Origin of the sequence: Pedobacter hartonius (assembly GCF_900107535.1) — a bacterium.
In the GTDB taxonomy this organism is placed as follows: Bacteria; Bacteroidota; Bacteroidia; order Sphingobacteriales; family Sphingobacteriaceae; genus Pedobacter; species Pedobacter hartonius.
Genome location: NZ_FNRA01000004.1, coordinates 314,293 through 326,758, shown reverse-complemented (window position 1 = coordinate 326,758; position 12,466 = coordinate 314,293). Strand labels below are relative to the sequence as shown.

Annotated in this window: 11 protein-coding genes; 7 read left to right on the top strand and 4 right to left on the bottom strand. The window is 41.3% G+C overall.

From position 1 onward, the window contains the following. Positions 1 to 781: 781 nt before the first annotated feature. Genes BLW16_RS09895 through BLW16_RS09885 form a run of 3 tightly spaced genes read right to left on the bottom strand, consistent with a single transcriptional unit; the run spans position 782 to position 4,027 of the window. On the bottom strand, positions 782 to 2,254 hold the full coding sequence (locus BLW16_RS09895; protein WP_090556417.1) for a sensor histidine kinase: 1,473 nt from the start codon (positions 2,252 to 2,254) through the stop codon (positions 782 to 784). After that, positions 2,251 to 3,375, bottom strand: coding sequence for a hybrid sensor histidine kinase/response regulator (locus BLW16_RS09890; RefSeq protein ID WP_139298304.1), 1,125 nt, complete (start codon positions 3,373 to 3,375; stop codon positions 2,251 to 2,253). Before BLW16_RS09890 ends, BLW16_RS09895 begins: the two co-directional genes overlap by 4 nt. Before the next feature lie 31 nt (positions 3,376 to 3,406). After that, positions 3,407 to 4,027 (bottom strand): response regulator transcription factor, encoded by a 621-nt coding sequence (locus BLW16_RS09885; RefSeq protein ID WP_090556415.1) that lies wholly within the window; start codon positions 4,025 to 4,027, stop codon positions 3,407 to 3,409. A 519-nt stretch (positions 4,028 to 4,546) separates the two neighbouring features. On the opposite strand from BLW16_RS09885, the gene BLW16_RS09880 reads away from it, so the two are divergent. The 5 genes from BLW16_RS09880 to BLW16_RS22995 all read left to right on the top strand — a co-directional run bounded on the left by BLW16_RS09880 (position 4,547) and on the right by BLW16_RS22995 (position 9,038). After that, the gene (locus BLW16_RS09880; RefSeq protein ID WP_090556414.1) at positions 4,547 to 5,242 is read left to right on the top strand and encodes a hypothetical protein; all 696 of its coding nucleotides are present in this window, start codon (positions 4,547 to 4,549) and stop codon (positions 5,240 to 5,242) included. Positions 5,243 to 5,267: 25 nt separating this feature from the next. Continuing rightward, the gene (locus BLW16_RS09875) at positions 5,268 to 6,908 is read left to right on the top strand and encodes a hypothetical protein (RefSeq protein WP_090556413.1); all 1,641 of its coding nucleotides are present in this window, start codon (positions 5,268 to 5,270) and stop codon (positions 6,906 to 6,908) included. Between the two features lie 186 nt (positions 6,909 to 7,094). Beyond that, on the top strand, positions 7,095 to 7,463 hold the full coding sequence (locus BLW16_RS09870; RefSeq protein WP_090556412.1) for a YccF domain-containing protein: 369 nt from the start codon (positions 7,095 to 7,097) through the stop codon (positions 7,461 to 7,463). 106 nt (positions 7,464 to 7,569) lie between these two features. Continuing rightward, positions 7,570 to 8,616: a phosphotransferase enzyme family protein gene (locus tag BLW16_RS09865; RefSeq protein ID WP_090556411.1), complete on the top strand. Its 1,047-nt coding sequence runs from the start codon at positions 7,570 to 7,572 to the stop codon at positions 8,614 to 8,616. A gap of 68 nt (positions 8,617 to 8,684) precedes the next feature. Further along, entirely contained in the window at positions 8,685 to 9,038 is a 354-nt protein-coding gene (locus tag BLW16_RS22995) for a hypothetical protein (RefSeq protein ID WP_139298303.1), read from the top strand. Here the strand turns inward: BLW16_RS22995 and BLW16_RS09860 are convergent. Continuing rightward, complete coding sequence (locus BLW16_RS09860) at positions 8,991 to 9,635, bottom strand: response regulator (RefSeq protein ID WP_090556410.1); 645 nt, start codon at positions 9,633 to 9,635, stop codon at positions 8,991 to 8,993. The genes BLW16_RS22995 and BLW16_RS09860 overlap by 48 nt on opposite strands. Before the next feature lie 1,003 nt (positions 9,636 to 10,638). Here BLW16_RS09860 and BLW16_RS09850 point away from each other — a divergent pair. Further along, complete coding sequence (locus BLW16_RS09850) at positions 10,639 to 11,937, top strand: hypothetical protein (RefSeq protein WP_090556408.1); 1,299 nt, start codon at positions 10,639 to 10,641, stop codon at positions 11,935 to 11,937. Between the two features lie 111 nt (positions 11,938 to 12,048). After that, complete coding sequence (locus BLW16_RS09845) at positions 12,049 to 12,459, top strand: DUF1348 family protein (RefSeq protein WP_090556407.1); 411 nt, start codon at positions 12,049 to 12,051, stop codon at positions 12,457 to 12,459. Positions 12,460 to 12,466: the final 7 nt, after the last annotated feature.

Sequence of the window (12,466 nt, the reverse complement as noted above, 5' to 3'; positions counted from 1 at the left end):
CGTTAAACACCTTATGCTTGTCTGTAATTATTCTGAATAACTTCTATATTTGTCAGGTTAGGAATCAGCAAACAATTTAATATACAAATTATAAAATATATCAAACACTCCTGCTGACCATCATTGGTCTGGCTTACGGAACAACATCATTTGCGTATGCGCTTTGGATAGAAACCAACAGGTCTGGAAAAATCGGACAGGCGCAGGAGGTTAAATTATTTTATGGCGAGTACGCGCAAAATGATTGAAAGGCGACGCTACTGTTTCGATATTCTCTCCTTCAGGATGGTCTAAAGTTTTCACTACAAACAAAGAAGGCATCATAGAATTCACGCGCTCTGGCCGGGAAGATATGTTGTTGAGGTAACGGATTACCAGGAAAAAAAAGCGAGCAAAATGGTAAAGCCTATGGCGCTTTATGGCAGGTTGCAACCCACAGTTTCGGGCGAAGTAAGAAAGCTGTTCTTTGCGATCTAATCATCGCAAAGAACAATAGAAACCCTGCAACAGGCCAATCGTTAAAATCTATGACTTTATTCCGATTATATGAAAGCTTCTGAACAGATCAACCTTATAAAATGTCTTGAGACAACGAAAGCACATATATTTTTTAACCGGTAAAAAGGGGAAAAAAATTTTAAGGACCCTGGGTCTTTTAACCCTGTTGTTATCACCTAGATTCTGGCATCTGCTACATTTTACGAGGATCTTCTGCATATAGCTCAAAGATTACTTTTTTTGAACTCAAAAAAAATTACTTAATGAGGTAAGTTATAGGAGATCAGGACATCTTTATCAAAAATTCTGTTCCCACATCAAGACGACTTTTGAATGAAAGTTTTCCTTTATGCAGCTCCATAAATCTTTTAGCAATAAACATCCCCAGACCTGTACCTTCTATCAGGGCAACGTTCTCCGCGCGGTAAAATGCGCGGAAGATCTTAGCCTGATCATCATGTGGAATTCCTATACCAAAATCTTTGATGGTAATAGAAAATGTCTTTTCATTAAAGCACAAGGTGATGACCGGTCCGCGACGTCTTGCGCTGTATTTAAACGCATTGGTGATGATATTGGTAATCGCATGGTTTACCAGTAAGGGATCTATCATCACTTTCCGCGGTATACCTTTGATATTGAAAACTACTTTTCTATTGTCTTTTTGAATATTCTCGAGATAAAAAATAATCTCCTTCAATACTTCTACGATGTCCGACTCTTCCCGCTTACAGACAAAAACCTCTGATTCAAGTTTACTTACGATCAGCACCTCATCAATCAGCAAGCTCAGGCGGTCAATCTGCCTGAAAATATTCTGATTATGTTTGGCGATATTGGGAACCAGATGCGAAACTTTAGCAGCATAGATCTCTGACAATTCAAGACTGGACCTGATAATTGCGAGGGGGGTCCTGAACTCATGAGAGGCAACACTTACAAAGTTAGACTTCATTTGATTCAGTTCACGCTCTTTCTCCAGAGACTTTAAGATGATATCTTCAGCTTTCTTGCGGATGTCAATCACCCTGGACGATGATACAAATCCAATCGCCGCACCGCTTTCGTCAGAAATGGTTTTAGTATTTGTTTCAAGCCATTTATACTCGCCATTTTTTGTTTTAAACCGGGAATTGATATTGATATCTTTTACTTTTTTCTTCTTGACGTGCTGATAGCTCAATTTTGACGCATCATCGGGATGTGCGAAATCCAACGGGTACTTACCTATCAATTCTTCCGGCAGGTAACCCGTGATTTCCTTGATTGATGGTGATACGTATTTATATTTCCCATTCAATTCCAGCATACAAACCAGGTCATGTATATTATGAGAAACAAGCTCGCTCATATCCCTGATCTTCCTCTCCCGGCTCACATCCTGCATCGTACCTGAAATACTAATCACTTCGCCGGAATCATTTCTATGCAGGGTAGAAATCACCTTCATCCAGACTACATCGCCTCTTTTAGTCACAAACCGTTTTTCCTGATGAAAATAACTGCATGAGCCGGCAATATTATATTGAAAGGAGGTAATCCCCTTTAGCCTGTCATCCGGATGCAGATAATCAAAAAAAGGCATTCCTCTTACCTCCTCTATTTCGTACCCCATGATGCGGGTCCATGAGCGATTCAGGAAAGTCCATTCGGCACAACTATTGATTTGGAAAACAATATCGTTGATACTGTCAACCAAATCCTTATAAGCGCTGAGCGTCATCTTATCCACTGTCCCTGCTTTTACCTGAATCATATCCCCACCATATTTATATTGTCCTGATGAGCAGGATTTGATCTTCCCACCGGTAAAGAAACAACGATAGTAATACCCATATCCGCAGTATATTCAACCCTTAATTTCCCATTGTATTTTTTTACGATCAATGAAACAAGATAAAGACCCAGACCACTGCCGTGTTGCCGCACCAGGGTACAGTCATGCTGCTTAAACGGACGAATATCATTTTCAGTAAAAGTAGTTGCCACCGACAGCTGGTTATGCACTTTTAATACAAACTGATCACTTGCATCCGCTTTCCCGAAATCAACTGTTATCCTGCTAAGTGGCTGCGAAAATTTAACGGCATTGTCTGTGAGCTCATCAATCATTGTAGCAATATCTTCTTTTGCAAACTCAGCAGAACTGACCTGTTCAATTTCAGCTGTCAGATCTGACAGCCGGTTGTTTATTTTCAGATTAGTCCGGGCAGTAATCAGGATCACATCACTGACATTGAAAGCCTTATATACATACTCTTCCATGGGAAAGTAATGTGTCAAACGCATCAGCTCTCCCAGGTTAGTAAGTGTCTTGGAAAGACGCTTACTGGAAGTAATGATGGCCACCGCAAGTTCATCGATGGTTTCCCCGCTCTGATTTTTAACCCTCAGCAATTCTGTAAGTGTGGTAATGGCATGTAATGGGGTGTTACACTCATGTTTTGCCAGCTTGATATAATCCACCAGTACTTTAATTACATGGTCATCGATCGACTTGTGGAGATCTGCCTTTTGCAGCAGGATCCTTTCGATTGAACTTGCTACCTCCACAAACTTAAACGGCTTGGTAATATAATCTTTTGCACCAAGGTCCATCGCCTTTCTCATATCCTCGCGTTCAGCTTTTGAACTGAGATATATAAAAGGGATATTACTGGTAGGCTCAAAATCGTTCAGCACGGTTTTCAAGCCAAATCCATCGATACCAGGAAGCAAAACGTCGCAGATGACCAAATCCGGCAAAAACTCTTTTGCCAGATCCACTCCCTCATTTCCGTTAGCAGCTACGATACATTGATACCCATGTAACTCAAGCAGCTCCTGCGTATTATTTCTCAGTGTTTCTTCATCCTCAATCAGTAACAATAGTGCCATAAACTTAACCGGTTTAACAGGGTTAGCATTTTTAATACTTAGCAGCAATCGTAATCAGCTCTCCCCTGGAGTTGATCTTCAACTTTTTATATATATTCTTCAGATGTTGGTTGATAGTAAAGGAGGTAACCTTAAGTTCGGCGGCCGCCATTTTGTTAGACATCCCCGTCTTTAGTAAATAAACAAGTTCAATTTCCCGCCTCGTTAAATCAGGATGTGCCTGGAACAGCGTTTGCACATTCTTGTAGTGAATCAGATGGTTTACGATCAATGGTGATAAAGGTGTACCGCCATCGTTAGCTTGTATGAGCGCGTCTTTGATAAAGTGCAGGCTGCTGGACTTCAAAAGAAACCCGCTGGCCCCTCTCTGCAGCGCAGACTGAGACATTTGCTGATCAGCTATACCCGACAAGATAACAATCTTACATCTTGGGAAACGCTGCGTAATCTTATGAATATAATTTAAGCTATTTCCTGAAGGCAAAACCAGGTCTAAGAGAATAATGTCGGCCATACAGGATGAGCGAAGAGCAGAAAGCTTACTGATATCATTTAAGGAAAATGAAACCGAGAATTCACCTTCCATTTCAAAGAAATCTACATAATTGTTAAGCAATGCGGCATCGTCTTCGATAATACCAAGATTTATCATAAATATATTCAAATAAGAGTGTCAATAAAATATAGCCTTTTGTGAACCAGCGAAATAGTCCTGCAGCAGGAATTCAAAAAAAATATATGAAAATAATATCTTTACGCTCTCTTCAATAATCATGAACTTCTATCAATATTTAATTCAAATATCGGCCATTTCAACCTATTACAATATTACTTAAACGGGTAACAAACATTACCAGATCTCTATAAATATGAATTTCTTATTTTTTGACGAGAGTGCTTTCTTTTAGTCCTTAAACAACTTAAAAATCAGGTAATTCAACTTATTTCTGTCTGAAGTTACCAATAAAAAGATTACTAAAGATAACAACCTTCAAGAATAATTCAATTTTAGTAAGAAAACAGGTAAGTTTCGTGATATCCGTTTCTTTCTTCCTCCCGTACATTTGACTGTGTTTAATGTACTGCTTCTACCGTATAAACACGAGTCCTTTAATTACGTGTAGTCATCATTCATTGCCGACGAAAAGACATCCTTACCAAAATTAATTATATGAATATAAAATTTACTTTCCTTAGCCTTATCCTCCTCACATTTGCAGTCAATGAGATTCAAGCTCAGAACAGAACTCCTTATGGTGATTTCCCGAATGTGTCTGTCAGTGCTACTGCCGGTACACAAGGTATTGGTGCCGATGTTAAAGTGAACCTGTCTCAGCCCTTCGGCGTGCGTGCAGGGGTAAGCATCCTGCCTTTTAACTGGCAAACTGTATATACAGGCCGCTCTGAACCTACAAACCTGAAATTAGATGCTGATTTTGCCAATGCACATTTGATGTTTGACTGGCATCCCTCAACTGATCACGATAACATTCTGGATAAATTCATCCTTACCGTAGGCGGTGCCTACTGGTGGAAAGATAAAGGTACAGCTGTAATCACTTATAATGGTATCTACAAATACGGAGATATCGAAATCCCAAGTGATCAGCTTGGCGAACTCCAGGGAAAAGTACAATGGAATAAAGTTACTCCATATATAGGCGTTGGACTGGATGACATTTTCTCAGCAAGAACATTCGACTTTGGTTTTTCTATCGGTACTTATTACATGGGTAAACCGGATGCTTCATTAACCGGTACAAAACTGCTTGCCGCTAATACCAGCAATTCAGAACAATTCGCAAAAAACTTGTCTTACTACCGTTTCTTGCCCGTTGTGCAGCTCAACTTTAACATTCACTTATAATCTTCAACCTTTAATTCCATACAACTTGAAAAACTTATTTACCCGAAAAGGATATACGCTGATAACGCTCATCACGCTGGCATCCGCTTTCCTGTTTAACAGCTGCCGAAACCCGGCCTACAATATTGATGTGTTATTTGATGCAGCAGTAATCAAATACAAAGCAACCCTGATCGTTTCCGATGCAAAGGGTGCAACATTGCCAACACTGAACCTTACGATCTCGGGAGCTGATGCCGCCAGCATCTATGACTTTTCGGGAACCAAAGCTATCTATGCTCCCGGTGGGATCATTACTTTAGGAGTTAACCCTAATGCTGAGCCAACTACATCCAAATCAATTAAATTCAATGTTATAGTCAAAGCCAACGGATATGAGGATATCAATATTCCGATGGAAATTGTAAACGGACAGGTTAGCCAGTTACAGGAAGTGACCCTGTTAAAGTCGACAGACAATACCGCAGCATCCACTGTGGTTTTAAGTACTGTCGCACTAAACGCTTCCGGAACCACCACTGCTGCTGCAACTATTGCCACAGCGGCAAATGCAAATGTAGCGACCACCACTTCAGTAACTATTGCATCAGGTACACAGTTTAAAAATGCCGCAGGTACCGTCCTGACAGGCGCTGCTTTAGGCGTTCAGTTAATCAGTTTCGATGCTGGCGATCCGGCTTCATTAAGCCTGTTCCCCGGTGGAAAACTTTCATCAAGTAATGTAATCATGCCTGGGTCAACAACCCCGACCGACGCATTTTTTATTCCTGCAGCTTCAACCAGCATCAAGATGACCGTAGGAAATCAGCAGGTAAAATCGTTCACCACACCAATTACCGTTACTACACAGCTGGATCCTGCATACACAATGGCTTCAACAGGTGCACCGGTGAAAGTGGGCGATCAGTTGCCAATTTATAGCTACCAGGTAGAGACAGGACAATTCACCTATGAATCTACTGCTACAGTGTTCTCCTCAGGAGGAAAACTGGCAGTTAACATCAGTACTTCCCACTTAACCATATTCGTAGCTGGTGAAGTCTTTGCTACCGCGACTTGTTCCGATACAAAGGTGTCTTATTCAGCAAGCTGGCTGAGCACAGGAACACGCCCGATGGATATAGAAATATCAACAAACAGTGGTAAAATCATCGCTAAATCTCTGGTATTGCTGTCTGACAAGTTAAATGACCTCTTCAGCGGGCTGCCGGGTATCCCGCTTCACTATAAAGTGATCGATGCCAGTGGTGAAACCCTGTCTACAGGCGATTTAGCTAACCCATGTGCAGGTAACTCAATCATTATCACATTGACCCCGCCAAGCGCTGCCCTGGAAAATATCACTTTACAACTCAATATCGTTTGTCCGAATAAAGGAATAATCCTGGTACCTAACTTTGATTTATATTACAAACCAGCTGGTGCCCCGGCAACAGCATATAACATCTTAGGTACTGCCAGCAGTGGATTGATCAAAACCACATTGCTGAAAAGAGGAACTTCATATGATTTCAAAGCCGTTTGGGGAAGCCAGGTGAAAATCATTCCTAACAGAGCAATCACAGATCTTGATATGTCAACCGTAGTTGGTGAAGGATTGGATCTGGGTAAAAACCCGGCAGCAAACAATGCCCTTTTAATTGAGGCTTGTAAATCACTGAATTAAAATCCGGAGGAGACCCAGGCATCATTCAGCAACGGTTGGACCTCATTTTCTTCAACCAAAAAGAGCAATTTTTATTAGAAATTGCTCTTTTTGGTTGAAGAAACCCTGTCATCCTGAGGAATAAAGAATCGACAGATAATTTGTAACTAATCCTGCCATTTCCGATCTAAACCATAAAAAACGCAAATGAATTTTATAGGCAATATCTTATGGGTTATCTTCGGTGGAATATTTATTTTTTTTGAATACCTGATCGGTGGCTTTATCCTGTGTCTCACCATTGTTGGTATTCCATTTGGCCTGCAATGTTTTAAATTCGCTTTTGTGGGCCTTGCTCCTTTTGGGGTTAAAATCACTGATACATCGTCCAATACCGGCTGTCTTTCAACCATTATGAACATCATCTGGCTGCTGTGCGGCGGCATCTGGATTGCACTCACCCACCTGTTCTTTGGGATTCTCTTATGCATTACCATTGTTGGAATTCCATTTGGAAGACAGCATTTCAAACTGATGAACCTCGCCTTCTCCCCTTTCGGAAAATCAATCAGCTAGAATTGCATTTTTCATCTTGGCAGTTTGAAATTTTTGGCTGATAGGAGTGACGCTTTTCACAAAGATTGCTTACGTTTACGCACACAATCAAATTTTTGCTATCTCTATGTTCAATAAGATCCTACCATTATATGGAATTGATCCCTCGGCCTGCGAGGTAAAAGCTTTTGGTGACGGCCTGATTAACCATACCTGGCTGGTAAATACTGTATCAGCAGGGTACATTCTGCAGCAGCTGAACCAATTTGTCTTCAAACGTCCATTTGATATCGATCAGAACCTTTCTCTGCTAAAAGAATACCTGGATCAGGAGTATCCTGAATACCTTTTTATTGCTCCGGTAAAGGACCTGTCCGGAAACTCGTTGAATCAAACGAGTGACGGTTATTTCAGAATGTTCCCTTTTGTAGAAAACTCCCACACCGTCAATGTAGTGGATCAAAAAGATGAGGCATATGAAGCAGCCAGACAGTTTGGAAAATTCAGCAGGCTGCTCAGCGGCTTTGATGTAAAACAACTGCATACCACACTTCCTGATTTTCATAACCTGATCCTTCGTTACCGACAGTTTTTATCGGCCTGTGAACATGCAGAGGCAGACAGAAAAGAAAAAGCTTCGGCACTGATTTCATACATACTGGAAAATAAAGATATTGTAGAGACCTTCGAACGTATTTTTGAAAACAACGAAATTCCCCTTCGGGTGATCCACCACGATACCAAGATCAGTAATGTGCTGTTTGACGCACAAAACAAGGGTATTTGCGTTATTGACCTGGACACAGTGATGCCCGGCTATTTTATCAGCGATGTGGGAGATATGATCCGCACGTATATCTGCGCCCTGAGCGAAGAAGAAACCGATATGAGCAGGATTGTCATACGGGAAGAATTCTTTAAAGCTATTTATGACGGCTATATGGAAGAGATGGGAACTACACTTACCGAAACGGAAAAATCGTATTTTATCTACGCCGGGAAATTTCTTATTTACATGCAGGCGCTTCGTTTCCTTGCAGATTATCTGCAGAACGACGTGTATTACGGTTCGAAATACGAAGGGCATAACTTTTACCGTGCAGAAAACCAGCTTATACTTTTAAAAAGATACCTGGAATCAGAGAAAAACTTAAAAGAGCTGATTGGGGCCTAACCCTGTCAGGGCAGCGAAAAGCTTGTTTCTTCGTTCGTTCTTGTTAGCGGGCGGCACCTGAGTGTGAGTTGGGAAAGGCACAGGCACGGGTGCAGCAGCACAACACAGCTCAGGGTTTGGAGATGACAAAGTACATGAAGGTTCTGGAACCGCATAGGTTTACATTTGAGGTTCCCGGCGGATGCCTGTGCATCGTAAGCATGTCCCTGAAATTTTTCAATGCCGGTACAATTGGATGGATTCCGCTTCATGATAAAAAGATCAATCCTTCCTGTATCTGTGGCGCATTGATTACTCCCGGTACCTATCAGCAGGGCAAACTAAGCGTTGGGAGGAAATGGTCAGATTTGAATAACTTCTCCGGCTGGCGAAGGTCAGACAATATTCTGATTGATGGCCTTCGCTACTACTTCTGTGAGTGAAGCTACATGCAGCTTTTCATAAACCTTTTTCATATGGCTGCGCACCGTTTCATAACTGATGTTCAGTTCATCACTGATGGCTTTGTAGGTTAATCCGTTGACCAGACAGGTCAATACTTCTTTTTCTCTTGCAGTTAAGTTATAATCATCAGTTGACCTGACTTTACGCCCAGGGTTTTCCTGCAGCATATGCAGTACCTTCCTGGCAATGGAAGGGCTCATGGGTGAACCGCCGGTTTTTATATCTTTAATTGAATTCAGCAGCATGCTGTTCAGGTGGCTTTTTAAAACATAACCTGAAGCACCTGCAACAATGGACTCATAGATATTGTCATCATCTTCAAATACCGTTTGTATGAGAATGTCTATCTGAGGAAATTCCTTTTTCAGTAAGCGGATGGCCTCTGTCCCTTTTACCCCGGGCATTTCCAGGTCCATCAAAACAATATCAGGCATAGTCCGGAGTACATTATTCACACAATCCCTTGCATTGCTGAAGCTGCCAACAATTTCGAAATCATCGTCTGTATTCAGTAACAAAGCGATGCTGTTCCTGATATTTTTATTGTCGTCAAACAAGGCTATTCTAATGCTCATAAGTTTTACTCTTTTATCCAACTACAGATTTCACGCCGGAATAGCCAAAAGTTGTTAACTTCCCAACAAATCTGCTTTCTGACTTTAGCAACCAGACTACAAACCAATACACTTAAATCAGTGATATATTCATTCAGAAAATATAAACATCAAATGAATCTCACTACTAAAGATTTCACTTATCAAGATAACTTAGAAGAGCAGTGGTAGATCATCAGTTTGCTGCAAACTGATGAAGGCCCGGTAGGCTAAAAACTAAGTGCAGAACGCAGGCCATTCAATAATTAATTTCCGACCAACTGAGTCTCGCCGGAACCATTTTTTAAATATACTTTTCTTGTACAAACATTGCATTGATACCGCTTTACATCCATCCATAAAAATAGATTTTTAACAAAAAAGCCCCTCCTCACCCTGGTATTTAGCAGACCTCTTTCACAATGCGGGCAGCTTTTATAGGCTTTTGCAACGTTTATCCAATTTTTTTCTTTTTCCATAATTCAATTCTCGGTTCTAAAACGGTAGGTATCACATTAATATATTGGAGATATATCAGCACATTTTGCAAGAATGCTGCCGCTTATTTGATGAGCAGAAAGAATGCCGGTGGGATGTATCAATATGCCGGCGTCACGAATGAATCGCCTGGCCAGGTACGAAACAAAATGTTTCAACAATTATAAATATCAACAAAATTAACCTGAGGATACAAACCGATCGTATTTATTGTTTTACTATATTTTTTATTCACATGAATGTTACAATGAAATTAACAGGAAACCTGAATGTCGTAATGGAAAAGTTGAGCTCAAATGACAACCATGAGGAGCAAAATACTCAGCTGTAGACAGTATTCCTCGATTTTAACCTACTTGCTTTTTCCCACAATATTTTCTCCTTTACGATGAGGTCTGAAAGGGTGGGACAATAGCCCCAAAAACCATTTGCAATTGATATGCAAGCCATTGTTGAGTAAATTAATGTGGAAAAACATCAATAGCTAATGAAAACCATAATCTCAATTTTTACCCTGATTTGTATTGTCCTGACCGGCCATGGGCAGGATCTGAAGTTCGGTCACCTGTCGCCACTTAGCCTGAAAGAAAAATTTACGGACAGAACGATACCGGTCACATTCTCTCTGGAAAATGCAGTTCAGGACTGTGACCTGACCGTTAAAGTTAACGAAGAGAAGACCTCGGCTACCATCGGCAGGGATTATGTGCTGCCGCTGCAAAACCCTTATCATCTCACCGCCGCCAATGGGTACCAGGGCCACTTCGACTTTACCATAAGAGCTGACCTCTTCACTGAGGCCAGAGAGGATGTCACCCTGACCTTTAGTTACCCTGATCAGGCAGGGGTAAATAAAGAAATTGAATATGTGCTTTATCTGTTCGATCTGAATGACAGCACAAGCAATGATCCGCAATACACGCCTGAAGAAAGCCAGAAAAACAAGCGCCTCTCTTTCGAAATATTTACCGGCGGCACACTTGATTTCTTTGACAATCTGAGGTTTCAGGATATCGGCGGCGAATTCCATGTCAATGCAAACGACATTGCCGGAAAAGATAACAGATGGGGCGGATTCCTGGGGGTCTCAAATTTTCAGAATTTTTCTATAGACTCCTCCAGAAACGATGTACGTATGGAACGTGTCCGTGTAGATACTACAGGACCTTATATTAACGGACAAACACGCTATTCTGAAGGTACATTTGTAGACCATACCAGGGTCTCCATCAACCAGTGGAGTTATTATATCAACCCAACCTGGCGCATCAACCGGCAGAGCAGCGATTTCTTCAACATGTACCTTTCGCTGCGGCTGGAAGCACTCCGTACCGCAACTACAACTTCGTTCATTACAGACACCTTGTACACCGACGTAACCAACAGGCCTCTGGGAGAAAACCCCGTTTTTCAGACAGGTAAAGGCATCATACCCAAAAGCGTTACCGAAGTTCATACCAATGGATTTTACAGCATCGGCGTACCGATGTTCCTGAACTCGAAAGATAAGTTTAAGTTATACTTTGACCCCAATATAGGCCTCTCAAAATATACCTTTTCTTCCTATGTACTGAATGAATCAAGGATATCTCTCAGCAAAATCCTGATCTCACAACTGAGGGCCTTTTATCTGTTCAGACTCAGGATAACAGAACAGCTTTCCGGTCTGGGAATTACTGTCGGAGGTGAAATCAGGGGTTTCCTTCCCTCCTACGAGCCTATTATCAACCTGTACATCGGCGTGCGGGCAAATATCAGCACCCTGCTGAGAAGCCCGGTGCAGTGAATATATGCAAAGCCTGATTTTCTTCGTTTAATACCACTGAATCATTGAATTGCACTATACATGTTGATTTAATTTGGAATAAATTTATTCCAAATTAAATCAACAGAAATCATGGAACAAAAGCTCCCTTTACCTCCGTTCAATTTTGAAACCGCCAAGCAAAAAGTGCAGCTGGCAGAGGATGCCTGGAACAGTAAAGATCCTGAAAGAGTATCTCTGAGTTATACAGTGGATACCGAATGGAGAAACCGTTCGCAGTTTATAAACGGCCGCCAGGAAGTGGTTAAATTTTTAACTGTCAAGTGGGACAAAGAATTGGAGTACAAGCTGAAAAAGAAGTTATGGGCTTTCACAGGTAGCAGAATCGCCGTCACCTTTGAATATGAATACCACAATACCGCCGGAGAATGGTTCCGCGCTTATGGCAATGAAAATTGGGAATTCGATGAAAACAGATTGATGAAAAGAAGGCTTGCATCGATCAATGACGTAGCGATTAAAATAGAGGACAGATACCTGTAACGAGGAC

Excerpts from the sequence above, each read along its gene's own strand:
- BLW16_RS09860 (WP_090556410.1), bottom strand. The coding sequence starts at position 9,635 with ATGAGCATTAGAATAGCCTTGTTTGACGACAATAAAAATATCAGGAAC.
- BLW16_RS09870 (WP_090556412.1), top strand. The coding sequence starts at position 7,095 with ATGAATTTTATAGGCAATATCTTATGGGTTATCTTCGGTGGAATATTT.
- BLW16_RS09850 (WP_090556408.1), top strand. The coding sequence starts at position 10,639 with ATGAAAACCATAATCTCAATTTTTACCCTGATTTGTATTGTCCTGACC.
- BLW16_RS09890 (WP_139298304.1), bottom strand. The coding sequence starts at position 3,375 with ATGGCACTATTGTTACTGATTGAGGATGAAGAAACACTGAGAAATAAT.
- BLW16_RS09865 (WP_090556411.1), top strand. The coding sequence starts at position 7,570 with ATGTTCAATAAGATCCTACCATTATATGGAATTGATCCCTCGGCCTGC.
- BLW16_RS09885 (WP_090556415.1), bottom strand. The coding sequence starts at position 4,027 with ATGATAAATCTTGGTATTATCGAAGACGATGCCGCATTGCTTAACAAT.
- BLW16_RS09895 (WP_090556417.1), bottom strand. The coding sequence starts at position 2,254 with ATGATTCAGGTAAAAGCAGGGACAGTGGATAAGATGACGCTCAGCGCT.
- BLW16_RS09845 (WP_090556407.1), top strand. The coding sequence starts at position 12,049 with ATGGAACAAAAGCTCCCTTTACCTCCGTTCAATTTTGAAACCGCCAAG.
- BLW16_RS09880 (WP_090556414.1), top strand. The coding sequence starts at position 4,547 with ATGAATATAAAATTTACTTTCCTTAGCCTTATCCTCCTCACATTTGCA.